We start from the raw sequence: 21,858 nt of genomic DNA on the forward strand, positions 1-21,858 counted from the left end.
GGCGCGCCCCTCAGCCGATCACGAACAGCGGCTGGTCGAATTCCACCGGCTGGCCGTTCTCGCCGAGGATGGCAACGATGGTGCCGGAGGTGTCGGCTTCGATCGGGTTGAACATCTTCATCGCTTCGATGATGGCCAGGGTTTCGCCTTCCTTGACCTGCTGGCCCACGGTGACGAAGGCCGGCTTGTCCGGGGCGGACGAGGCGTAGAAGGTGCCGACCATCGGCGAGCGCAGCACGTGGCCTTCCGGCAGTGCCGGGCCCGGCTTGGCGCTGCCGCCGGTGGAGGCTTCGGTCGGGGACTGCATCGGCATCGCCTGCGGCGCCGGGGCGGCCGGAGCGGCATACACCGGCGCGGCGACCGGGGCGGCATAGCCGGCTACCGGGGCGCGCGACAGGCGCACCGACTCTTCGCCTTCCTTGATTTCGATTTCAGCCAGGTTCGACTCTTCCAGCAGGTCGATCAGCTTCTTGATTTTGCGGAGATCCATGGTGGCCTCTTTGCTCGTGATGTCAGTGTGGTGGAGAGTGCGGTTGCACTCGGTTCAAAGCAGTTCGTAGAACTCGCGCAGCTGCCGCGTACGGTCGCGCGTCTGGGTGATCAGGCATTGCATCTTCGCGGGGTTGCGCGAGGTGCCGTCTGCATTGAAGGCATACACCGCCTCGCAATCTGCATCGCGCAAGGTGATCCAGATGCGCTGGGCCTTCACCAGCTGTTGTTCGGCCGCCGCGCAGCGGCTGCAGCTGCCATCGGTTGCCTGCGCCTTCAGTTCGCCACGCGCCTGCGCGTAGACGGCGTTCAATGCGCTGTCGGCATCATCCAGGCGATCGGAATCGCACATGTCGCGCTCGTAGCCGCCGCTTGCCTGTGCGCAGTCGATGCCCGCGGCCGCGCGCTCGGCAGCGACACTGGCGCCGCACAGACCGGCCCACAGCAGGATGCCGGCAAGCACACGCGGCGGCATCTTCACGCGCTGGCCGCCTGCACGCGCAGCAGCGCCGCGTCCATCGCGTAGCGGTAGCTGTCGGCACCGAAACCGCATACCACGCCCACTGCCTTGTCACTGAAGTAGCTGTGCTGGCGGAACGGCTCACGGGTATGCGGGTTGGACAGGTGGATCTCGATGAACGGCACCGCCACCGCCGCCAGCGCATCGCGCAGGGCGACCGAGGTGTGGGTGAAGGCGGCGGGGTTGATCAGGATGAAAGCGGTTCCGTCGCTGCGCGCAGCCTGCACGCGGTCCACCAGCACATGCTCGGCGTTGGACTGCAGGCGTTCCACGGTGTGTCCGGCGGCCGATGCCTGGGCAGCCAGGGCCTGGTCGATGTCGGCCAGCGTGGTGTGGCCGTAGACCTCCGGCTCGCGGGTGCCGAGCAGGTTGAGGTTGGGGCCGTGCAGGACCAGCAGCTTCGCCATGGGATCCGGAAGACGGGAAAGGGCGGCAGTCTGGCGGAACCGGCGGATGCTGTCCAGTTCGGCGAAGTTTGCAGCGTTTCAATCGTATGTTTGAAATCTCCCGGAGCGCTTGCGGCCGTATGGCGGGCGCTGGATCAAGGCGCGCTGAACGTGGTGCTGGACGGGGATGCATGCACGTAGGCCGACGATGCCGGCATCCACGCCATGCGGGGAGGACGGGGTTCGGTGGGCAGCACACTGCGCCCCAACATGGAGCTCTCCGGCACCCGGCCGCTCAGATCTCCAGCGGCACCGTCGGCACCACGTTCGGGAACACCTCTTCCAGCGGTTCCGGCTGCCCGGGCTTCGGCGCCGGCCAGTTGTAGGCATTGACCGGCTGCGCGCGGTTCACCCACAACGCGTAATGCAGATGGTCGGCGCGGCCATCGCCGGTATTGGGGTGGATCAGGATGGTCAGGCCCAGGCTGTTGAGCTGCAGCCAGGGCACCAGCACCGGCAGCAGGTCGTTGGTGAAGCCGAAATAGAACGACGGGGTGACGTGCGGCCCGCGTGGCTCAAGGTTCCAGTTGCCCAGCTCCACAGGGAAGCGCTCGGCGGCCCAGCGCCGCAGCAGCGCGGCCTTCTCGAAGCTGTCCTCGTCGAAGTAGATGTGGGCGTGGTAGCTCTTGATGGCGGTGTAGGCACGTGGCCGGGTGGGCAGCGTGGCCTCGCCGGGGCGCACGCTGGCCGGCCGCGGGGTAGGCTCGCTGGCCGTGGCCTGGCCCCAAGGGCTGCGGCCCTCGGACGCCGGCGGAACGATGGCGCGGAAGCCGGGTCGCCCGGGTTCGGTGGTGTTCACGGCGTTGTCGCTGCGCGCGGCTGCGGTGGCAGCCGACGCGCTGGCCAGGCCGCCAGCGGCCAGCCCGGCCGACGCGATCAGGCGACGGCGCGCGGGTGAAAGCAGGTCGGCCCAATGGGCGTCATCGTCGCCGGCGTCGATCAGGGTCTGCGGGTCCGGGTGCATCTGGGGCTCCGTGGGGCACTGTGTGGCAGGCAAGCACGCTCGGGCAGAGTGCACGGTGGTGTCCAATAAGCAGCCGGCATCACCTCATGCACGCTGGCCCACGCCGTGATTGAGTGCCGCCGCAGCGTGGGCTAGGGTGCAGGTCCGCCGCCCGGGAACCCGCCATGACCCCGCTTGATGCCGACACCCCGCGCAAGCGCGCGCGTTTCCGCCAGCTGCATGCGCGAGGTTGTTTCGTGCTGCCCAATCCGTGGGACGTGGGCAGCGCCCGCTACCTGCAGCGGCAGGGCTTCCAGGCACTGGCCACGACCAGTGCCGGCTGCGCCTGGAGTGAAGGGCGGCCGGATGGGGCGGTTTCGCTGCAGGCCACACTGGAACATCTGCGGCTGATGGCGGCCGCGACACCGCTGCCGTTGAACGCCGATTTCGGTGATGGCTTCGGCGCCACGCCACAGGCAGTGGGCGAGGCGGTGGCGGCGGCCATCGACACCGGTATCGCGGCGCTGTCGATCGAGGACGCCAGCGGCGTGGCCGATGCGCCGCTGCGGCCGATCGGGCAGGCGGTCGAGCGACTGTGTGCGGCACGTGCGGCCATCGACCGCGCGGGGGGCGATGTGCTGCTGGTCGCGCGGGCCGAGAATTTCTTCGTTGGCGTGCCGGATCTGCAGGACACCCTGCAGCGCCTGCGCGCCTATGCCGAGGCCGGCGCCGATGTGCTGTATGCACCGGGCATCAGCACGCCCGAACAGATCAGCGCGGTGGTTGCCGCTGCAGGGGAGAAGCCGGTGAACCTGCTGGTGGGTGGACCGACACCGCTGAGCCTGCAGGACATCGCGGCACTCGGCGTGCGACGGGTCAGCCTGGGCGGTGCGCTGGCGCGAGCTGCGTGGGGTGGGCTGATGCAGGCCATCGCCCCGATCTTGCAGGACGGCCGCTTCGATGGCCTGCAGCAGGCGGCTTCGGGCGCGGCGTTGAACGCGCTGTTCCGCTGACACACGCCCAGGCCTGCAATGGATCCAGCCCGGGCGTGGATGGACGCGCACCTGCGACTACAGCGCTTCCATCCCACCCCTGGGCAGCGTCACGCCCGGCTCCAGCGCCGGCAGCAGTTGCTGCAGCAGTGCCGGGTTGTCCAGCATCGCCGCGCCGTCCAGATAGCGCCATTGCGTTGTACCGACGCGTCGCACAGCAACCATGAATGACGTGCTGCGCATCGGCGCTTCGCGCACGCGCAGCAGTGACTGGCGCGGTACGAAGCAGACTTCCTCGTCACCGGCCGCATAGGTGCGGCCCGGCACGCCTGCCTCGTCGCTGATGATGCTGACGCCGGCCTTGCGCAGCGCCTTCACGGTGTCGCGGGTCGCCCGCGCATAGGCCTCGTCGCCACCGGCCAGCTGCTTCAGGCTGGGATGGGTACGCGCGATGATCAGCTCGGTATCGCCACGGGCGAAGGCGCCCATCATCGCCTGCACCTCATTGCGCAATGCGGCCGAGTCTTCCGGACTGAGTTCACCGGCCAGCGCGGGCGTAACGTCCATTGCCATCGGCAGGGCCAGCAGAAGGGCAAGCAGATACCGGTGCATCGTCGGGCAGCTCAGTGGGAACCGCCGCACTATACGGTGGATGCGGAAACAGCGTCCCACGCATGGCGCTGGTATCCCGGGCGACACTACTTACTATTGGTAGTTAGTGAACTCCGGACATGCCCCATGCACACCCTCATCGTTACCGCCCACCCTGAACCCGGCGCGTTGACCCATGCCATCGCCAGGCGCATCGGCGAAGCCATCACCGCGTCGGATGCCGCCAACAGCGTGACCCACGCCGATCTGATGGCTGAAGGCTTCGATCCGCGCTTCAACATGCAGGACCAGGCGCTGTTCCGTGGCACCGGCGCAACTCCGGCTGACGTCGCCGCCGAGCAGGCGCGGCTGCAGGCTGCCGACACGCTGGTACTGGTCTATCCCCTGTTCTGGTGGTCCTTCCCCGCGCTGCTGAAGGGCTGGATCGATCGTGTGTTCACCCAGGGCTGGGCCTACCAGGACGGCGCCGATGGCAAGGTGCAGAAAAAGCTGCAGCGGTTGGGCGTGCATCTGGTCGGCATCGGCGGGGCTGGCGCGGACATGATCGAACGGCGCGGCTACGGTGCGGCGATGAAGACCCAGATCGACATGGGCATCTTCGACTACTGCGGCGCGCGCGTGCTGTCGTCCGACCTGCTGCTGGACGCCGATTCCGGTGCAGCCGAAGCGCATCTGCAGACCGCGCTGGCGATCGGCGGTAAAATCGGTGCTCCGATGCGCTGACCGCCGTGCTCCACCGATGCCTGCCAACGCCGCTCCCACGCGCCGCCGATTGACCCGCGAGCAACGCGCCCGCCAGTTGCTGGACGTGGCCTGGGCGCTGGTCGGCGACGAAGGCACCGACGCATTGACGCTGGGGCGGCTGGCCGAGGCGGCCGGTGTGACCAAACCGGTGGCCTATGATCACTTCGTGACCCGCAACGGGCTGCTGGCCGCGCTCTACGATGACTATGACGGGCGGCAGACGGTGGTCTTCCACGAGCGTATCGGCCGTGCCAGGGCGCACCTGGCCGATCGTGCGGCGGCCATCGCCTCCGGCTACATCGACTGCGTCCTCAGCCAGGGCAGTGAAGTGCAGGGCATCCTCGCTGCGCTGGTGGGCGCGCCGGAACTCCATGAAGTGCGTCGGCGCTACCAGCAGGACTTCATCGACAACTGCGACACCTGGCTGGGCCCGTTTGCGGCCGATGGCACGGTCCCCCTGGCCGGACGCTGGGCGATTCTCGGTGCGGCCGAAGCCCTGTCCGAAGCCGTGGCGGCAGGCGCGCTGGACAAGGTCGGCGCCGAGGCCGAGCTGCAGCGCTTGATCGTGGCGACGGTCAAGCGACGCTGATCCGCTCAGGCGTCGGCGGTGGTGTCGGCCAGCGCCGCAAACCCGGCGGCCAGCCGCTCGCGCACAAGGGCATCGCGTGCGTCGCGGCTTTCAGCGCCCAGCACCACGGTGATCAGGCGTACCGGCAGGTTCCGCCCGGGCACAGCCCGGCAGGCAGTGGCGGCCAGGCAGAAGCCTGCGGCCTGGGTGTAACCGGTCTTCAATCCGTCCACGCCGTCTTCGCCAAGCAGTGCGTTCTGGTTGCTGCGGCTGAAGCGGCCATGCGCGAACGTGCGCTGCGCGGTGATTGCCAGGATCTGCGGATGGTCATTCAGCAGGCAGGCGGCGAGTACCGCCATGTCGCGCGCGCTGGAGGCATGGTGCGGGGTGGTGATGCCGGACACGCTGGCGAACCGCGTGCTGCGCAGGCCAAGCTGGCGCGCGTGCCAGTTCATGCGGCCCAGGAACGCAGGCTGTGATCCGTCCAGATGGCGTGCGATGGCCAGCGCCGCATCATTGCCGGAGACGATCATCAACCCTTCCAGCAGGCGCGCCAGCGTGACCGTTTCGCCGGGCACCAGGCCCATGCGTGTTTCATCATCGGCTACGGCATGCACATCCTCGGCGGCGATGGTGACCGCCTGGTCCCACGTGCCACCGTTCTCTTCGACGCATCCGTAAGCGGCGTAGGCGGTCATCAGCTTGGTCAGCGAGGCCGGTTGCCGCGCGATGTCCGCGTTGTGCTGGTGGACCACCGCGAAGGTTGCCGCTTCCAGGGTGATGGACGAGACCGGCAGGTGGGCAGGCGCAGGAGCAGGCATGGTGGCGGTGATGACAGCGACAGCCAGCGAGGATAGTCCGAAGCGGCTGCATGAAGCCGTACTGCCAAAGCCCTGCGGCGCCCACGGCAACGCCCGGTTGCGCCCGGGCTGCAGTGGAGGCAGCCTGCGCACATGCAGCCGCATATCCGCATCGACGGTCGTGTCTTCGCCTACGTCTTCCCCTGTGCGTGGGAGGACTACGCGAAGATCGGCTTCTCACGCGATCCGCTCGGGCGCATCAGCGCATTGCACCGGCGCTGGTTCGAGTTCTTCGACCTTGATGCCGGTACGCTGGTGGAAGCGGAGAGCGAGCGCGATGCGCGTGATCTGGAGCTGCAGCTGCGTTCGCCGTTCAAGGCGCACCGCGCGCCGGCGCCGATGACGGTCCAGGACAAGGCCGGAGGTCGCACCGAATGGGTGCGTGGTGCCAACCAGGCGTTGTCGCTCGCGGTTGATGCGTTGGGCGCACAGGGCTATCGCTGTTTCCAGCTCAAGGCTTGGCTGCAGGCCGCCCAGCGCCTGCGCATGGACCGGCTGCACGACTGGGCGGCGGTGCAGCTTCCGGAAGAGGATGGCCTGCGCATGCCCGGTGGCCCCGGCGAGCGCGTGCTGCGTGACACCCTCGACGGTTGCCGGGCGCTGGATATCGACCCAATGCCATGGCTGCCTGAACACGTCCAGCGTTGGTATGCAGGTTGAGCCGTGTTCAACGGCCACGCGGTTGCTGAACCGGCGCGGCCGGTTGCGGCGCACCCGTGGGGGAGCCGGTGGACGGGCAGGCCAGCTGCCGGGCCAGTTCGGCGTTGGCCACGTGGCCCTGCAGGAACAACAGGCTGCCGTAGATGTTCATGAGCGTCCCTCCACTTGAGTGGATTGCACGATACGGGCAGCATGGACGCGGAAAAAGCGACATTTCCGCAAGCATGCCTTGAGAGGAATTCAAGCCTGATGTCCCGTCCGCCCCTTCACGCCCTGCAGGGCTTCGTGGCCGCCGCGCGGCTGGGCAACCTGTCACGCGCAGCGGCGTCGATGAGCCTGACCGTCAGTGCGCTCAGCCATCAGATGCGCCAGCTGGAAGAGCGGCTGGGGCAGCCACTGCTGGTCCGCCAGCCACGCGGCGTCACCCTCACCCTGGAAGGGCAGCGCCTGCTCGACCAGGTCGGCCCGCATCTGGATGCGATCAACGAGGCCTTCCAGCCCTATGCCGCACGCGCCGAGCACGTGCTGACGATCAGCGCGGTACCGTCGATGGCGTCGGCGTGGCTGGTGCCGCGCTTGGGGCACTTCGTTGCCGAGCATCCACAGATCGAGATCAACCTGCAGTCGAGTGAACGCCTGATTGACTTCGAGCGACAGCGCCAGTTCGACGCCGCGCTGCGGCTGGGCAGCGGGCAGTGGCCGGGCCTGGTGGTGGAGCCGCTGTTCGACGAGTGGCTGCTGCCGATGGCCAGCCCGGCGCTGATCGAACGCATGGGAGGGATCGACCGCGTGCCGCTGAACCAGTGGCCGCTGCTGGGGGATCCCGATGGCGCGTGGGGCGCCTGGTTCGCGCTGAGTGGGCAGAACCCGCCGCCGCGCTTCGTGGCGGTGCTGGATGATTCGGAGGCGCATCACCGTGCGGCGCTGGACGGGGTGGGCGTAGCGCTGGGACGGGTGACGCGGGCGCGCCTGCTGCTGGATTCGGGCCAACTGGTGGCGCTGTCCAGCCTGCGACTGAAAACCGCCTGGCCGCATTGGCTGGTCTACCCGCAGCGCTCGGCCCGCCATCGCGGCTTCCTGGCCTTCCGCGACTGGCTGCACGCTCAGGCGGCCGAGCACGTCCGGCACATGGCAGACGCGCATTTATAGCGTCGAGCCATGCTCGACTGCGTGTGTCCCGCGGTCACCGTACCAACGTAACCGCCTGCCCGGCACGGGCGAAGGCTTCGCCCAGCAACGAGCCTGCCTTGATCGCCTCCACTTCCTCGAACAGCGCCTGCAATGCATCGGCCGGGCGCGAGGCCGGCGCCGCGACCGCCTGCTGGATCACGGTGAAACGGTCGGCCAGCACGCGGTGGCCGGGATGCGCCTGCGCCCAGGCGGCCAGCGGCTGGCGCACGCCGGCGGCGGCATCCAGGCGCTGCAGATCGAACAGGGTGATGGCAGCGGCCGACGTCTCGGCCCGCTCGATCATGGCGTGGCGCAGTTCGCGGCTGAGGAACAGGTCGTAGGCGGCGCCACGACCGACCGCGATGCGCAGACCATCGCGGTCCAGGTCGGCCACCTGCTGCGCAGGGCTGTCCTCGCGCACCAGGTAGGTGCCTTCGATCTCCACATAGGGGGCGCTGAAGGCGATGCGGTCGGCGCGCGCCGGATCGATGGCCAGGAAGGCCAGGTCCCAGGCATCCTTGCTGGCTGCAGCGACCACCGCGGCCGCGGCGTCGTGGCAGGTGAAGCGTGCCTGCACGCCCATGCGCTGCGCCAATGCCGTGGCCAGTTCCAGTGACGGCCCGCGCGGTGAGCGCGCGTCCCCCTGCGCCAGTACTGGATTGCCCAGGTTGATGGCCACGCGCAGGAAGCCCAGCGGTGCCAGCGCACCACGATGATCGGCCAGGGACATGCAGGACTCCGCGGGGAAAGGGCGGTCCAGCATGCCAGTACGGACCTGCAAGGCAGTGTCAGCATCCGGTTATCCTGCGGACATGAACCCCATCCTGCACGTCGAGATACCGGTCACTGACCTGGGCCGGGCCATCACGTTCTACCAGCACTGGCTGCAGGTGGCGGTGGACGAACCGATCCTGCTGCACGACTGCAGGATGGCCTACCTGCCGTTTGCCGATGAGGCCACCGGTGCCAGCATGGCGCTGGTGCGGGGGGCCGACTATCTGCCCTCCGTCCACGGTGCGCGCATCTACATCGGGGTTGATGACCTGGATGCCAGCCTCGAGCGTGCGCTGCAGGCCGGGGCCGAGCTGCGCTTCGGCCCGGCCGACGCGGGTGACTGGCGTGTGGCCGAGATCCGCGACAGTGAAGGCAACCGGATCGCAGTGCAGGCGCGCGCGATTCCGTAGAGCCGAGCCCATGCTCGGCTGAGCTGGAGCGGCTGGGCCAACAGCAGCCGAGCATGGGCTCGGCTCTACAAGGGCGCGGCGCGCGAGCGCTGCAGCCAGTCGTTGATCGCCGGGTCCAGCCGTGGGTCGTCCGGCAGCTGCATGCCGAAGCGCTGCTGCAACACCTCGCGCACGTCGCCCACATCGCGCAGCGGACGCTTGTCCGGTGCCTGGCCGGGACGGTACTCGGTGTAGTTGCCACTGCCGATGGTGCGTCGCCAGTCCGGCCCGGTCAGGGATGCGCGCAGCTGGCCGGGGAAACTGGAATCGGGATGGGTGCACACGTACCAGTTGCCCACGACGTTGTCGATCGGTGCCGGCGCGTGCAGGTCGAAGCGATACATCGCCCGCCAGCCATCGCCGGACTCGGCGGACAGCACGAAATCCCCCTCACCGGGCAGGCGCTGCAACAGGAAGCGCTCGTGGGGCGTGGCCTGCGGCTGCGGATCATGCAGCCGCAGCGGCACGGTCGGGGTCAGGCTGCCGAAACCGGCATCCACCAGCCAGTCATCGCCGTCCACCTGCACACGCAGCAGCAGGTGGGTGCGTGCGGTCAGTTCGCCGTCCTGGGCGGCCAGCAGCACGCGCGCGCTCAACGGCTGTGCATCGAAGCCCAGCGCCTGCAGCAGTGCCAGCAGGCCGCCGTTGAGTTCGAAGCAGTAGCCGCCACGACGGTCGTCGAGCAGCTTGCGCTGCACGCTGTCCAGGTCGATCGGTACTGCATCGCGCAGCAGGCAGCTGAGGGTTTCGAACGGCAGCAGTGCGTTGTGGCGCTGCTGCAGCAGGGTCAGGCCCGCCAGCGTCAGCGGTGGCGGTGCATCCAGCTGCAGGCGTTGCAGGTAGCGGGGGACATCGAGCGTCGTCATGCGCGCGCCGGGCGGGGGAGGGAGATCTACTGTGCTCCCCCAACCGGGGTTGAGGTCAAGCATTGCGCGGGTGTCATCCCCCCGTCGCCTGTGCCGGGTACAAAGGCCGCGTCCGCCAGCAATCGGTGGGAGTGAACCAGGAGCGCCCTAAAGTTGCGCCATTTCCCGCCGATACAGGTGCGTCCTTCCGCCTGGAGTCTGTCATGTCGGCCGTCGTCCCCCACCTCCGGTCCCTGCGCATGCGGCTTGCCGCACTGCGCTCGGCGTCCCCCGGCCTGCTGCTGTGGCTGCAGCCGCATCGGCTCAGTGTGGCCAGCAAGCTCAAGGCGACCCTGTGGGTCTGTGGGCTGGGCCTGATCGCGATCGCCGCCGTCTACGCCTGGACCGGCCATGCCAGCACGCAGGCGGCGCGCAGCCAGGCCAGCTACCAGCACGGCAGCGATCTGGCCGCGAGCGTGGCCACGCGGGTGGCCGAGGCGCGTCGTCTGCAGACCCAGTATGCACGTAGTTTCGACGATGCCGACCGCGCGCAGCTGCTGGCGACGCAGAAGGCGCTCCAGGCCGATCTTCAGGCGCTGCGCGCGATGCCGATGGATCCCGGCCGGCGCGAGGCGCTGCAGGCACTGACCGAAGCCGCCGGCGCGTTCTCGCAGGGTGTGGCCGCCCTGTTCGAACGCGTCGATGAGATGGGTCGTGGCGATGCCGGCCTCGCCGCGCAATTGCAGCAGGCCGCCGACGCCCTGCAGGCGCAGGTGGATGCGTTGCAGCGGCCTTCGTTGGCGTTGTCCCTGCAGAAGATGCGCCGCCAGGAGGCACTGCTGCTGCTCGATGGCGACTCCACCCATGCCGACCGTGCGAGCGAAGAAAAGCTGCCGTTCGATCTCGCACTGGTGGGCCTGCCGACCGATGCGCAGGATGCCCTTCGTAACGGCATGGAGGCCTATCAGGCCGCATTGCTGGGCTATACCGCCGCCCGCGTGGGCCTGGATGTAGAGGCGCAATCGCTGCTGGATACCGCCGCCGGCGTGGCGCCGGCATTGGCCGCGTTCCAGCAGGCGCAGGTAGCGGCACTGGCCCATGCCCAGGCCCGCCAGCGGGCCGGCGCACGCACCATGAGCGTGCTGTTCGCGGTGACCCTGCTGCTGGTCGCCGGTGTGTTGATCACCAGCCTGGTGCTGGTGCGGCGTGCGGTGCGCCAGCCGATCCAGGACACCCTGCGCTTCGCCAGCGACATCGCCGACGACCGACTCGACACCACCCTGCGCGTCTACAACGCCAACGATGAAATCGGCCAGCTGGCGCAGCGCCTGGTCGACATGCAGCAGCGCCTGCGCGCGCGCATCGAGACCGAGCGTGCCGTGGCGCGCGGCAACACCCGTGTGCGGCAGGCATTGGACAGTGCGCAGACCGGGCTGATGGTGATCGATGCCGAGGGCCAGGTGGCCTACGTCAATCCGGCACTGCTGCAGCAACTCGAGCGCGAGGCCGAAGATCTGGTGGGCAGCGATGCCGTGCGCCTGCATCCGGCACTGGCCAGCCTGGCTGGCGTGCGCCAGCGCGAGGAGCGCGAGATCGGTCATGCCGGCGTCCGCTACCAGTTGATCGCCAATGCCATCACCGACGAAGGGCATTTCCTCGGCGTGGCAGTGGAGTGGCGCAGCCGCGCGCTGGAAACGCTGCTGGAAACCGAAGTGGCAGCACTGGTCGACGCCGCCGCACATGGCGACCTGCACGGCCGCATCGCGCTGGAGGGAAAACAGGGCTTCGTGCGCACCTTGTCGACCAGCATCAATCGCCTGCTGGCCACCTTTGAAACCAACCTTGGTGACCTGCAGGCACTGCTGGCTGCGCTGGCCCGCGGCGACCTCAGCGTGCGCATGGAGGGGGACCTGCAGGGCGTGTTCGCGCGCATGCGCGACGATGCCAATGCCACCGTCGCGCAGCTGGGCCGCATCGTCACCCGCATCCAGCAGGCCACCTCCAGCCTGGATACCGGCGTTGGCGAGATCGTCGCCGGCCATCACGATCTGTCGCGGCGCACCGAGCAGCAGGCCGCCAACCTGGAAGAGACCGCGGCGTCGATGCAGGAGCTGACCGATACCGTCGGCCGCAACGCCGATGCCGCAGGCCGCGCCGATGCCCTGGTGCAGGGCGCGGCGGCGGTGGCCCAGCGGGGTGGCGAGGCGGTCGGCCAGGTGGTCGCGACCATGCATGGCATCAGCGAAGCCTCGCGACGGATCGGCGACATCACCCAGTTAATTGACGGCATCGCCTTCCAGACCAACATCCTTGCCCTCAATGCGGCGGTGGAAGCGGCGCGTGCCGGCGAGCAGGGCCGCAGCTTCGCTGTGGTGGCCGCCGAAGTGCGCCTGCTGGCGCAGCGCAGTGCCGAGGCGGCCAAGCAGATCAAGGGGCTGATCGAGGATTCGGTGGCGCGTGTCGGCCAAGGCAACCAGCAGGCCGCGCAGGCCGGCACCACGATGGGCGAGATCGTCGGCAGCGTGCAGCAGCTGGCCGACCTGCTGGCAGGTATCCGCAGTGCGTCGCAGGACCAGCATGCGGGCATCGCTCAGGTGAACCAGACCATCGTGCAGATGGAAGCCAGCACCCAGCGCAACGCCAGCCTGGTGGAAGAGGCGGGGGCCTCGACTGCGCAGATGCAGGCGCAGGTGCGTGCCTTGGCAGAAGCCGTGGGCGCGTTCCGCTTGCAGTCGATGCCGCAGGCGCGCGCGGCGGCCTAGTCAGCCGAGCGTGGGCTCGGCGCTACATCGGCTGCACGAACACTGTAGAGCCGAGTCCATGCTCGGCTCACACCAGCGTTCGGCGGCAGGAATCAATACACGTCGCGGCGGTAGCGCCCGTTTTCCAGCAGCGTTTCCACCGCTTCATCACCCAGTGCGGTTCGCAGCACCTGGTCCACGCCTTCGGCCATGCCCTGCAACGACCCACAGACATGGATCACCGCACCGCGCTGCATCCAGTCGCGCAGCGTTCCAGTGGCCGCCTGCAGGCGATCCTGCACGTAACCACCCTCGCCATCGCGCGAGAACGCCAGGTCCACCCGCGTGAGATGACCATTGGCCTGCCAGGCTTCGATCTCGTCGGCGAACAGGAAGTCGTGTGCGCGCTGGCGTTCACCGAACAGCAGCCAGTGCCCGTGCTCGCCTGCGTGGGCAGCTTCGCGCAACAGGCTGCGCAGCCCGGCGATGCCGGTGCCGTTGCCGATCAGCACCATCGGCGCGCCGCTGACGCGATGGAAACCGGGGTTGCGATGCACGCGGGCGACGATGCCGGCACCGATCGGTGCATGCAACGACAGCCAGCCCGAGCCCAACCCGGCGCGACCGGAGGCGTCATGCACCAGCCGCACCACCAGCTCCACCACGCCATCATCCGTGCAGGAGGCGATCGAATACTCGCGGCTGGGCAGCAGCGGCAGCCCGGCCAGCCACAGGCAGGCATCCTGCACCGCCAGCGCGGCATCGGCCTCGGGCAGCTCGCGTTCACTGGCCAGCGCCAGCAGCGTGCGCGGATGGCCATCGACCAGCAGGGGCTGCAGCGGATCCAGACCGTGGCCCTTCAGCACGGCACCGGCATGCCGCGCGTTGTGGCGGGGTGCGATGTGCAGGATGTCACCCGCCTGCCACTGCACGTCGGCCGGTGCGGCAAGACGGATACGCCAGATGGCTCCGCCGACGCTGCCCGGGTTGAGGTGGTCGCGGCCGAGCAGGCGCCACTCATGCATCTGCGTAGCCGCAGGCAGCACGCTGTCATCGGTGACGATGCCGGTGAGCGTACCCAGCTGCTGCTGCCATTGGCGCAATGCCGGCACCGAAGCGGCATCGACATCGATGCGCTCGAACAGCGGGCGCGCGCCGTTGCCGATCAGCCAGCCATCGAACTGGCGGCCGAAGCCGCAGTAATGCGGGTACTGGCGGTCGCCCAGCGCGAGCAGGCCGAACTGCAGGCGCGACAGGTCCAGGCGTTGTGCGAGCAGCAGCCGCGCCGCGCGGCGCGTGGCATCCGGTGGCTCGCCGTCGCCGAACGTGCTCAGCACGAGCAGCGCCTGGGAGGTGGCCTGCAGCGTCGCGGCATCGACGCGGGCCAGCGACTGCACCTGCACCGCATGACCGGACGCCTGCAGCTGCGCGGCCGCACGCCACGCCAGTTGTTCGCCCAGTCCGCTCTGGCTGGCATGCACCACCAGCCACGGCGGACCACGGCCATCGGTGGTCGTGGCCGGCAGCGCGCGGCGCAGCCCTCGCGCCGCACGCTGGCTGCGGCGGCGGTCCAGGTACAGCATCCAGCCGGTGATGAAGAACAGGCTCATGCCCAGGCTGCTGAGCATCACCACCACGCGCCCGGGCACACCGAAGTAGCTGCCCGAATGCAGCGCGAACACGCTGGTGGCCAGCTGTCCGCCCGCGCCCTGGCGCGCGTACGGGCGGGCATCGAGAACCGCGCCGCTGGCCGGATCGAGCTGCAGCAGGTCATGCGCACGGTCGTGGTGGCCGCCGCGCTGCGACGGATCACCGGCCATCACCCGCACGTTCAGCGCCTGCCCCGGCTTCTCCGGCAGGCGCAGGTCGATGAAGCCGGTGCGCACGCCGGGTAGCGCGTACAGCGTGGCCTCGATGCGATGGACGTCCAGTGCCGCGTCGGCGGCAACCGTGTGCTTTGCCGCCGGCGCCACACCGAGCAGCGTGTTGGCCGCGTTGCGGTACCAGTCGAACGACCACCACAGGCCGGTCAGCGCACTCATCAGGTAGATCAGCAGCACCCAGGTGCCGACCACCGAGTGCAGGCTCCACAGGAAGCCTCGGCCGCTGCGCGTCCACTCCACCGCCAGCCAGCTGCGCCAGTGCCACCAGCGTCGTGGCCAGCGCAGGTAGAGACCGGACAGGGTGAAGAACAGCAGCGCGATTGCACAGCTGCCGGTGATCCACTTGCCGCGCTCACCGGCAGCGAGGTGGCGATGCAGGTCCTCGACGACGTCGAAGAATGCCTGCCCGCGCAGGGCGCTGAAGCGCTCGCCGCTGTACGGATCGAAGTACACCCAGTGTTCCTTGCCGCCGGCAAAGCGCGCGACCGACGGCCGCTGTCCGGTGGCATCCACGCGCAGGCGTTGCAGGGGGCGCTCGCTGCCAGCCTGCAGCAACGGCACCAGTTCGCTGAGTGCAAGGGGATGCTGGCCGTCCGCATGGTGCTCGGCGATCTCAGCGAAGCCAGGATTGGCCGCGCGCAGCAGCTCGTCCTCGAAGGACAGCATGGCGCCGCTGAGGCCCATCAGGGCCAGGACGGCACCGGCGGTAATGCCCAGCAGCCAATGCAGTTGGAACAGGACGTTCTTGAACATCGAAGGAGAGGGGCCCGGGAGGCTGCCGCCCGCATCCTGCGCAACAGCAAATGAGAATTAGTCGCGGAATTCTCCGCGGCGCCCCGGCTGCGGTCAAGCAGGGGTTGCCGGCCGGGCTGCGCCCGGCACCCGCGGTAGTGCCGGCCGCTGGCCGGCAACAGCACAAACAGTGGATTTTTAGCAGGTAGGCGGGGTGGGTCCGGTTGCGGAGGACGCCGTGAACCCGTCCATGGAGGCTCGGTCGCGCCATCCATGGCGCTCACGCCCCCTCAACCGGACCCACCCCGCCTTCGACAGTTCCTGCGATCTGTCGGAACGAGGTTCTGCTTTGGTGGGTGCCGACCGTTGGTCGGCACGGGGTCTGATTCCGTTCTGAATATCGATATCTGACAGATGTGTCGACCAAGGTCGACACCTACCAACAGCCGCCGGAATCTGTCGAAGGTGGGGCGGTGTGGCTGTGCAGGACCGTTGGCGCCATGGATGGCGCCATCGAGCCCCCACGGACGGGTTTACGGCGTGTCCTGCACAGCCACAGCGCCCCGCCATCCCACGGAAAGCCCGCTTTGGCTGTTGCCGTTGCATTGAGCAGGGTGCAGGGCTCCAAGCCCTGCAAAAAACACCCTCACTTCACCCAGCCGTCGATCTCGCCGTGGGCGAACGGACCCAGCTTTGCCTTCACCCGCCGCCCCTGTGCATCGAACAGCACGCTGTAGGGCAGCAGGCCCTGCGTATTGCCCAGCTGCACGCTGGCATCGCGTGGCCCCGGCGTCTCGACCACGATCGGGTAGTCCACCGGCACCCGCAGCAGGAAAGCGCGCACGTCGTCCGGGGCATCCAGCGCAATGCCCAGCACCTGCACACCGTTGTCGCCCTGGGCTTCGGCGAAGCGGGCCAGTTCGGGCATCTCTTCCACGCAGGGCGCACACCAGCTGGCCCAGACATTGATCAGCAGCGGCCGGCCGGCGAAGCGGGCGCGCAGGTCCAGCGGCTGTTCCGCCAGGTCCGGCAGGATCAGCGCCGGCAAGGGATCACCCACCTGCAGGGTAGGCTTCACGGCCGTCGCTGTGGAAGCCGTCGTTGCCGCGGCCGGTGCAGACGGGCCGGGTGAGAATCGATGCCCGGCCCACAGGCCGAGGCCGGCGGCCAGCACCGCTGTCCACAGCAGCGCTGGCCGTTGCCACTTCATCGTGCGGTGCGCAGCAGCGCTTCCTCGACCACCGCCTGGGTCAACAGGGTCGGCAGCACGGTCGGCGGCGCCCCCGGGCCGTACACCACGTACAGCGGCACGCCCACGGCCTTGTGCTCTTCAAGGAACGTGGTGATCTGCGGGTCGACGTTGGTGTAGTCACCGCGCATGTACACCGCGTTGGTGCGCTTGAGCAGTTCCTTGAACTCCGGCCGCGACAGCACGGCACGTTCATTGGCCTTGCAGCTCACGCACCAGTCGGCAGTCATGTTGACGAACACCACGCGGTTGTCCGCACGCAGGCGGTCCAGCAACTGCGGCGAATACTCGACCACGTTCTCGCTGGCGGCCTGTGCGGCCCGCGCCGGTGGTGCCAGCTGGGTCACGCCCCAGGCAGGAACCAGCGCGCCGATCGCCAGCAGCACGCCGAGCAGGGTCACCGCACGCGAGCCGGTCCAGCGATTGCGCTCGAACAGCCACAGGCCGAAGGCGAACAGCAGCAGGCCACCCAGCACCAGTGCCATGCCGTCCACGCCGCGCTGTTTGCCCAGCACCCACAGCAGCCACAGCGCGGTGGCATACATCGGGAAGGCCAGCACGTGCTTGAGCGTTTCCATCCACGGGCCGGGCTTGGGCAAGCGGCGTGCCAGCGCCGGCACGAAGCCGATCAGCAGGAACGGCAGCGCCAGGCCCAGGCCGAGGAACAGGAATACGGTCATCGCCTTCAGCGGCGGGGCAATGAAGGCATAGGCGATCGCCCCGCCCATGAACGGGCCGACGCAGGCGCTGCCGACCAGGCAGGCCAGCGCACCGGTGAAGAAATCGCCGGCCGGCCCGCTGCGGCTGGCCAGCGACTGGCCGAGGTTGCCGATGCCACCGCCGAGGGTAAACACGCCGGACAGGCTCAGGCCCACCGCGAACATGATGTAGGCCAGCGCCGCCACCACGCCCGGGTGCTGCAGCTGGAAGCCGATGCCGACGGCGTTGCCGATCGCGCGCAGGCCCACCATCAGCGCGCCGATCACCGCGAACGCGACCAGCACGCCCAGCGTGTACCAGAGGGCATGGCTGCGTGCCCGCTCAGGGCTTTCGCCACTCTGCGCCAGGCTCAGCACCTTCAGCGACAGGATCGGCAGCACGCAGGGCATCAGGTTCAGCACCAGGCCACCGGCCAGCGCCAGCAGCAGCACCCACACGAACGAACGGTCCGGGTTCGGGGTGGTCGCCGGTGGGCGCGTGCGCAGTGCGTTGCCATCGCGCGCGTCGGCGGCGAACTCATTGCGCGCACCCTCACTGCCGCTGGCGGCGGGAGTGGCAATGCCGTCGTTGGGGACGGTCGGCAGCAGGCGCAACGGTGCGCCGTTGGCGGATTCACGTGGCACGCCGGCGGCGGGCAGCGGGCTGATCACCTCGTTGCGCGCTGGCGCCTGGTCAATGCTGGCGGACAGCTTGCCAGCGGGAATCGACAGCTTCACCCGGCGGGTCATCGGCGGGTAGCAGATGCCATCGGTCTGGCAGCCCTGGAAGGTCACCACCAGGGTGCTGTCGACGGCATCAGTGACAGTGCGGCGCAGCGGCAGCGGCACTTCCACCTGGTTGAAGTAGACCGAGACATCGCCGAAGTGCTCGTCGCGATGCGATTGCGCGGCTGGCCAGCGCGGCTTGCCGGCCAGCACGCCGGCGCTGCCTTCCAGCTTCAGCGAGGTGCGGTCGCGATACAGGTAATAGCCGGGCGCTGGGCTGAAGCGCAGCAGCAGGGTGTTGCCGTCACTGGCGATGGCATCGAAGCCGAACGCCTGTTCCGACGGCAGCGGCAGGGCCTGGCTGTTGTTGGCCGCGCCCGGCAGGCGCAGGCCACCGCTGTTGCCGGCACCGGCCAGCGGGTTGTTGAACGGGCTGGCCGCACCGGCACGCGCGGCAGGCACCGCCGCCGCCGCACCGGCGCCCGGCAGGGTGACCTGCACCACGCGCTTCTGCGGCGGGTAGCAGACACCGGCATCGGCGCAGCCCTGGTAACGCACTTCCAGGCTGATGGTGCCGGCAGCCTCGGACGGCGTGCCGGGCAGGGTGGCCTGCAGGCGCTCGCGATAGGTCTCGACTTCGCCGAAGAAATCGTCGTGGTGCTTGTCGCCCTTGGGCATCTGCAGCGCGCCGGCATTGAAGGCCGGGTCGGCCTTGACGCTGGTGCGGTGGCGATATAGGTAATAGCCCGGTGCGATCTTGAACTGCAGTTGCACCTGGCCCCGTTCGGGGGCACTGGCGGTCAGCGCGAACGCCTGGTCCACCGGCAGCAGGTCCTTCTCATCCAGCGCGAAGGCCGGCAGCGAGAGCCACAACAGGGCGCACAAGGCGGCGCCGCGCGCAAACAGAGTCTTCAATCAGTGTCCTCCCGGGTCTGTGCCCGGATCCAGTCCAGATACGCCGGCAGGCCGGCCCGGGTTTCGACCGCGATGCACTCCGGGAGTTCATACGGATGCAGTGCGACGATCCGGGCAATTGCGTCATCGACGCGGCTCGCGGTGGTTTTCACCAGCAGCTGCAGTTCGGCGTCGGTGGTCACCTCGCCCTGCCAGCGGTAGGTCGACTGCGCGCCATCGAGGCGGGTCACGCATGCCGCCAGGCGCTCGCCGACCAGCGCGTGCGCGATGCGCTCGGCACTGGCCCGGTCCGGGCAGGTGGTCAACAGCAGCAGGACGGGATCGACGGTCGACATGACCGCCGAGTATAGGGCCGCCGCCGGGTCAGGGCCCGGCGGCGGCAGTGGACCGCTGCGTTGCGCGGTCAGTTGGCCAGCTGGCAGGTGGCCGGCTTGGCCGAGGTGAACAGGGCCGGGGTTGCCCACTCGGGGTGGTCGATGAACGGGTTGCGGTTGCCCTGGAAGCTGTAGATCACGTCATTGCGCGCACGCTCGGCATCATCCGGCGGATCGGACAGGTGCCAGTCGATCAGCGTGGACAGCAGGCCCATGTAGGCCGGCGAACTGCTGGTCTTGACGATTTTGCTGCGGTCGTCGGTCAGCTCCAGGTCCGGCTCGGACTGGCCGGTGGCCGCATCCTTGCCGCCCTCGTAACGGATCGCCATGTACATCACCGCACGCGCCATGTCGCCCTTGCGCTTGCCCCACACCTCGAAGGTGCCGGTGTTGCCGTCCGGCGTGCGCACCCAGTTGGAGTTGCCCGGATAGCCGCCGCTGCCGCCGCCCTGCCCGTTGTTGGCCTCGGTGGCGCGCTCGCCGCAGTTGGCGTCGCACTTGCCGAACGGCTTGTTGCCACGGTCGGCGTTCCACTGCGCGTCGGTCAGGTACAGCATGTGGGTGTCGGTATACGGCGCGTACGGCAGGCCCTTGTCACCGGTGGTGGTGGCAAAGCCCAGCGAGTTCGGCCAGGTGTGCTCGCGGTTGTACTTCAGGCCACTGCCACTGCCGGCGCGATCGGTCACCTTGGCGTAGCTGTGGTTGCGATATGCATCGAGGATCCTGCCGGAATTGTTCGGATCCTCGTCGGCGATTTCCAGAATGGTCCAGGTACTGGTGCCCGAGCCGCTGTAAGGGTAGGCGGTGTGGCCCTTGATGGTGGCGTGCAGCGAGCAGCGCAGCTGGCTGGGGCTGCTGGTGTTGACCTTGGAGTAGTAGCCGGCCGGCACGCCCGGGTTGCCCGGGTCCGGATTGCCGCCGGTGCTGGCCACGGTGAAGGCGATGCGGCTGTCGGCGGCCGGGTGCGCGCCCTGCAGGTCGGTGATGCGCGCGGCGCGGATGTCGAAGCGGCAGGCCTCACCGGCCACCAGCGCAGTGTTGGTGGACAGCTTCACGCTGCGGCCGCTGGCCGGGAAGGTCAACGGCACGCTGCCGGAGGTGCCGCAGCTCAGGGCGAAGGCGCCACTGGCCAGGTTCACCGTCTCGCTGAACACCACTTCCAGGTCGGCGGCGGCCGGGAAGGTGCTGCTGCCCTGCGCCGGGGTGGTGGTGGAGACCGACGGCGGTGTGTTCGGGCCCGGGGTTCCGCCGCCACTGAAGGTCTGGCCGTTGTTGCAGCTGCCGAAGGTCTGCCTGGCCGACTCGGCCCAGGTGAAGTGGGTGTACTGGCTGCCGCTGCCGGTCAGCTGCAGCGAGGTGCCCGCGGCCGTGCTGTTGGTCTCGGCCACCGGGATGTTCTGGCTGGTCATGCCGGCGGCAGGGCCACCGGAGGCGGTGATGGCGCCCTCGTAGCTGAGGAACTGGACCACCTTGCCGCTGGCATCGACCAGGGCGATGCCGTCGTTGGGGCCGTTCTGGATGCCGTTGGTCGGGTAGTTGACCACGGCGATGGTCGCGCTGCCGCAGCCGGCGGCGGTGCCGACCGGGACCGGGTTGTTGGCGTAGACCGCGGCCGCCGAAGGATTGCTGCCGTTGTAGAGGTAGAGGCGGTAGCCGGACAGGTCCTCGCCGGCGGTAGCGACCACTTCGATGGCTTCGCCGACGTCACCGGCGGCGGTGCTGTCGTCGTAGTGCAGTTCGTTGATGAAAACCTCGGCCTGGGCCGGCGCGGCGGCCAGTGCCAGCAGGCAGGCGGCGGCAAGCGGGGACAGCAATCGCATCGACTACTCCTTGTGATTGGGAATGCCTGACCGAGCCTAAGGCCGATCCAGTGACACTTTGTCGTAAATGAACGTCAGATATCTGACAGTGCGACGCTTGTCACCGAAATTGTCCAGGACGGACGCCTTGGCCGAGGCGCGCGGGCGGAAAAATTTTTTCATTCCGCCCTTGAAAGGGGGCGGCGGGGCTCCATCTCTGCCCTGCTCCCGACGTTGTCGGGTTTCTTCACGTGCGGTTCTGGCACTCGCCTGGGGTGAGTGCTAACATCGCCGGACTTTTTTAGACCAATCAATCACTTAAGAGGTCTCCTATGAGCATCAAGCCGCTGCACGACCGCGTTGTGGTCAAGCCGATCGAAGCCGACGAAATCTCCGCCGGTGGCATCGTCATCCCCGACTCGGCCAAGGAAAAGTCCACCAAGGGTGAGGTCGTGGCCGTCGGCCCGGGCAAGCCGCTGGACAACGGCAACGTGCGCGCGCCGTCGCTGAAGGTCGGCGACAAGGTCATCTACGGCCAGTACGCCGGCAGCTCGTACAAGAGCGAAGGTGTCGAATACAAGGTCCTGCGCGAAGACGACGTGCTCGCCGTCATCGGCTGAGCCCCGGCGCGACCTGTTTCAACCTGATCCCAAACTCCCAGCCGCCGGG

General features: G+C 68.6%; 22 protein-coding genes. 8 read left to right on the forward strand and 14 right to left on the reverse strand.

From position 1 onward, the window contains the following. Nucleotides 1-10: 10 nt before the first annotated feature. The 4 genes from accB to J3A72_RS04850 form a co-directional block, all read right to left on the reverse strand. On the reverse strand, nt 11-490 hold the full coding sequence (accB, locus tag J3A72_RS04835; protein ID WP_005419696.1) for an acetyl-CoA carboxylase biotin carboxyl carrier protein: 480 nt from the start codon (nt 488-490) through the stop codon (nt 11-13). A gap of 54 nt (nt 491-544) precedes the next feature. Next, nucleotides 545-970 carry a lysozyme inhibitor LprI family protein gene (locus J3A72_RS04840; protein ID WP_032959079.1) on the reverse strand — a complete coding sequence of 142 codons (426 nt, stop codon included), beginning with the start codon at nt 968-970 and terminating at the stop codon, nt 545-547. Beyond that, complete coding sequence (gene aroQ / locus J3A72_RS04845; RefSeq protein ID WP_032959080.1) at nt 967-1,416, reverse strand: type II 3-dehydroquinate dehydratase; 450 nt, start codon at nt 1,414-1,416, stop codon at nt 967-969. The genes J3A72_RS04840 and aroQ overlap by 4 nt, the downstream gene beginning before the upstream one ends. 274 nt (nt 1,417-1,690) lie before the next feature. Then, entirely contained in the window at nt 1,691-2,419 is a 729-nt protein-coding gene (locus J3A72_RS04850) for a DOPA 4,5-dioxygenase family protein (RefSeq protein WP_046432799.1), read from the reverse strand. A 164-nt stretch (nt 2,420-2,583) separates the two neighbouring features. On the opposite strand from J3A72_RS04850, the gene J3A72_RS04855 reads away from it, so the two are divergent. Then, on the forward strand, nt 2,584-3,411 hold the full coding sequence (locus J3A72_RS04855; RefSeq protein WP_075076461.1) for an isocitrate lyase/phosphoenolpyruvate mutase family protein: 828 nt from the start codon (nt 2,584-2,586) through the stop codon (nt 3,409-3,411). A 57-nt stretch (nt 3,412-3,468) separates the two neighbouring features. On the opposite strand, the gene J3A72_RS04860 is transcribed toward J3A72_RS04855, so the two are convergent. Further along, a complete protein-coding gene (locus J3A72_RS04860; RefSeq protein WP_046432795.1) occupies nt 3,469-4,002 on the reverse strand; it encodes a hypothetical protein in 534 nt (177 codons plus the stop codon). 126 nt (nt 4,003-4,128) lie between these two features. Here J3A72_RS04860 and J3A72_RS04865 point away from each other — a divergent pair, with 126 nt between their 5' ends. Next, nucleotides 4,129-4,725 (forward strand): NAD(P)H-dependent oxidoreductase, encoded by a 597-nt coding sequence (locus J3A72_RS04865; RefSeq protein WP_209571974.1) that lies wholly within the window; start codon nt 4,129-4,131, stop codon nt 4,723-4,725. Between the two features lie 16 nt (nt 4,726-4,741). Further along, the gene (locus J3A72_RS04870; RefSeq protein WP_032959084.1) at nt 4,742-5,335 is read left to right on the forward strand and encodes a TetR/AcrR family transcriptional regulator; all 594 of its coding nucleotides are present in this window, start codon (nt 4,742-4,744) and stop codon (nt 5,333-5,335) included. Nucleotides 5,336-5,340: 5 nt separating this feature from the next. Here the strand turns inward: J3A72_RS04870 and J3A72_RS04875 are convergent, their stop codons facing one another. Then, the gene (locus tag J3A72_RS04875; protein ID WP_046432803.1) at nt 5,341-6,135 is read right to left on the reverse strand and encodes a D-alanyl-D-alanine carboxypeptidase family protein; all 795 of its coding nucleotides are present in this window, start codon (nt 6,133-6,135) and stop codon (nt 5,341-5,343) included. A 132-nt stretch (nt 6,136-6,267) separates the two neighbouring features. Between J3A72_RS04875 and J3A72_RS04880 the strand changes: the two genes are divergently transcribed. After that, nucleotides 6,268-6,834: a GIY-YIG nuclease family protein gene (locus J3A72_RS04880; RefSeq protein ID WP_032959085.1), complete on the forward strand. Its 567-nt coding sequence runs from the start codon at nt 6,268-6,270 to the stop codon at nt 6,832-6,834. 7 nt (nt 6,835-6,841) lie between these two features. Here J3A72_RS04880 and J3A72_RS04885 read toward each other — a convergent pair whose 3' ends face one another. Further along, complete coding sequence (locus J3A72_RS04885) at nt 6,842-6,985, reverse strand: hypothetical protein (RefSeq protein WP_169411611.1); 144 nt, start codon at nt 6,983-6,985, stop codon at nt 6,842-6,844. A 98-nt stretch (nt 6,986-7,083) separates the two neighbouring features. Between J3A72_RS04885 and J3A72_RS04890 the strand changes: the two genes are divergently transcribed. Continuing rightward, nucleotides 7,084-7,983 (forward strand): LysR substrate-binding domain-containing protein, encoded by a 900-nt coding sequence (locus J3A72_RS04890; RefSeq protein WP_032959086.1) that lies wholly within the window; start codon nt 7,084-7,086, stop codon nt 7,981-7,983. 34 nt (nt 7,984-8,017) lie between these two features. Here the strand turns inward: J3A72_RS04890 and J3A72_RS04895 are convergent, their stop codons facing one another. Further along, nucleotides 8,018-8,734, reverse strand: a complete 717-nt coding sequence (locus J3A72_RS04895) for a transporter substrate-binding domain-containing protein (protein WP_014648602.1) — start codon at nt 8,732-8,734, stop codon at nt 8,018-8,020. An 82-nt stretch (nt 8,735-8,816) separates the two neighbouring features. Here J3A72_RS04895 and J3A72_RS04900 point away from each other — a divergent pair, with 82 nt between their 5' ends. After that, the gene (locus tag J3A72_RS04900; protein WP_075076459.1) at nt 8,817-9,188 is read left to right on the forward strand and encodes a VOC family protein; all 372 of its coding nucleotides are present in this window, start codon (nt 8,817-8,819) and stop codon (nt 9,186-9,188) included. A gap of 65 nt (nt 9,189-9,253) precedes the next feature. Here J3A72_RS04900 and J3A72_RS04905 read toward each other — a convergent pair whose 3' ends face one another. Beyond that, a complete protein-coding gene (locus J3A72_RS04905) occupies nt 9,254-10,093 on the reverse strand; it encodes an arylamine N-acetyltransferase (RefSeq protein WP_075076458.1) in 840 nt (279 codons plus the stop codon). Between the two features lie 203 nt (nt 10,094-10,296). Between J3A72_RS04905 and J3A72_RS04910 the strand changes: the two genes are divergently transcribed. Beyond that, nucleotides 10,297-12,834: a methyl-accepting chemotaxis protein gene (locus tag J3A72_RS04910; RefSeq protein ID WP_075076457.1), complete on the forward strand. Its 2,538-nt coding sequence runs from the start codon at nt 10,297-10,299 to the stop codon at nt 12,832-12,834. 92 nt (nt 12,835-12,926) lie between these two features. Here J3A72_RS04910 and J3A72_RS04915 read toward each other — a convergent pair whose 3' ends face one another. From J3A72_RS04915 to J3A72_RS04935, 5 genes are all read right to left on the reverse strand, one after another. Next, the gene (locus J3A72_RS04915; protein WP_075076456.1) at nt 12,927-15,449 is read right to left on the reverse strand and encodes a sulfite reductase flavoprotein subunit alpha; all 2,523 of its coding nucleotides are present in this window, start codon (nt 15,447-15,449) and stop codon (nt 12,927-12,929) included. A 625-nt stretch (nt 15,450-16,074) separates the two neighbouring features. Continuing rightward, a complete protein-coding gene (locus J3A72_RS04920) occupies nt 16,075-16,638 on the reverse strand; it encodes a TlpA disulfide reductase family protein (protein WP_075076455.1) in 564 nt (187 codons plus the stop codon). Beyond that, complete coding sequence (locus tag J3A72_RS04925; protein ID WP_014648596.1) at nt 16,635-19,016, reverse strand: protein-disulfide reductase DsbD; 2,382 nt, start codon at nt 19,014-19,016, stop codon at nt 16,635-16,637. Before J3A72_RS04925 ends, J3A72_RS04920 begins: the two co-directional genes overlap by 4 nt. Continuing rightward, nucleotides 19,013-19,351, reverse strand: coding sequence for a divalent-cation tolerance protein CutA (gene cutA / locus J3A72_RS04930; RefSeq protein ID WP_014648595.1), 339 nt, complete (start codon nt 19,349-19,351; stop codon nt 19,013-19,015). The genes J3A72_RS04925 and cutA overlap by 4 nt, the downstream gene beginning before the upstream one ends. 68 nt (nt 19,352-19,419) lie before the next feature. After that, on the reverse strand, nt 19,420-21,210 hold the full coding sequence (locus tag J3A72_RS04935) for an endonuclease (RefSeq protein WP_209571976.1): 1,791 nt from the start codon (nt 21,208-21,210) through the stop codon (nt 19,420-19,422). Nucleotides 21,211-21,521: 311 nt separating this feature from the next. On the opposite strand from J3A72_RS04935, the gene J3A72_RS04940 reads away from it, so the two are divergent. Next, a complete protein-coding gene (locus J3A72_RS04940; RefSeq protein WP_005411227.1) occupies nt 21,522-21,809 on the forward strand; it encodes a co-chaperone GroES in 288 nt (95 codons plus the stop codon). Nucleotides 21,810-21,858: the final 49 nt, after the last annotated feature.

This window comes from Stenotrophomonas sp. PvP093 (genome assembly GCF_017876915.1).
Lineage (GTDB): Bacteria > Pseudomonadota > Gammaproteobacteria > Xanthomonadales > Xanthomonadaceae > Stenotrophomonas > Stenotrophomonas muris.

Coding starts and splice junctions, on each gene's coding strand:
- J3A72_RS04895 (WP_014648602.1), bottom strand. CDS start 8,734: ATGTCCCTGGCCGATCATCGTGGTGCGCTGGCACCGCTGGGCTTCCTG.
- J3A72_RS04880 (WP_032959085.1), top strand. CDS start 6,268: ATGCAGCCGCATATCCGCATCGACGGTCGTGTCTTCGCCTACGTCTTC.
- cutA (WP_014648595.1), bottom strand. CDS start 19,351: ATGTCGACCGTCGATCCCGTCCTGCTGCTGTTGACCACCTGCCCGGAC.
- J3A72_RS04855 (WP_075076461.1), top strand. CDS start 2,584: ATGACCCCGCTTGATGCCGACACCCCGCGCAAGCGCGCGCGTTTCCGC.
- J3A72_RS04890 (WP_032959086.1), top strand. CDS start 7,084: ATGTCCCGTCCGCCCCTTCACGCCCTGCAGGGCTTCGTGGCCGCCGCG.
- J3A72_RS04885 (WP_169411611.1), bottom strand. CDS start 6,985: ATGAACATCTACGGCAGCCTGTTGTTCCTGCAGGGCCACGTGGCCAAC.
- J3A72_RS04865 (WP_209571974.1), top strand. CDS start 4,129: ATGCACACCCTCATCGTTACCGCCCACCCTGAACCCGGCGCGTTGACC.
- J3A72_RS04935 (WP_209571976.1), bottom strand. CDS start 21,210: ATGCGATTGCTGTCCCCGCTTGCCGCCGCCTGCCTGCTGGCACTGGCC.
- J3A72_RS04900 (WP_075076459.1), top strand. CDS start 8,817: ATGAACCCCATCCTGCACGTCGAGATACCGGTCACTGACCTGGGCCGG.
- aroQ (WP_032959080.1), bottom strand. CDS start 1,416: ATGGCGAAGCTGCTGGTCCTGCACGGCCCCAACCTCAACCTGCTCGGC.
- J3A72_RS04920 (WP_075076455.1), bottom strand. CDS start 16,638: ATGAAGTGGCAACGGCCAGCGCTGCTGTGGACAGCGGTGCTGGCCGCC.
- J3A72_RS04875 (WP_046432803.1), bottom strand. CDS start 6,135: ATGCCTGCTCCTGCGCCTGCCCACCTGCCGGTCTCGTCCATCACCCTG.
- J3A72_RS04910 (WP_075076457.1), top strand. CDS start 10,297: ATGTCGGCCGTCGTCCCCCACCTCCGGTCCCTGCGCATGCGGCTTGCC.
- J3A72_RS04905 (WP_075076458.1), bottom strand. CDS start 10,093: ATGACGACGCTCGATGTCCCCCGCTACCTGCAACGCCTGCAGCTGGAT.
- accB (WP_005419696.1), bottom strand. CDS start 490: ATGGATCTCCGCAAAATCAAGAAGCTGATCGACCTGCTGGAAGAGTCG.
- J3A72_RS04915 (WP_075076456.1), bottom strand. CDS start 15,449: ATGTTCAAGAACGTCCTGTTCCAACTGCATTGGCTGCTGGGCATTACC.
- J3A72_RS04870 (WP_032959084.1), top strand. CDS start 4,742: ATGCCTGCCAACGCCGCTCCCACGCGCCGCCGATTGACCCGCGAGCAA.
- J3A72_RS04850 (WP_046432799.1), bottom strand. CDS start 2,419: ATGCACCCGGACCCGCAGACCCTGATCGACGCCGGCGACGATGACGCC.
- J3A72_RS04940 (WP_005411227.1), top strand. CDS start 21,522: ATGAGCATCAAGCCGCTGCACGACCGCGTTGTGGTCAAGCCGATCGAA.
- J3A72_RS04860 (WP_046432795.1), bottom strand. CDS start 4,002: ATGCACCGGTATCTGCTTGCCCTTCTGCTGGCCCTGCCGATGGCAATG.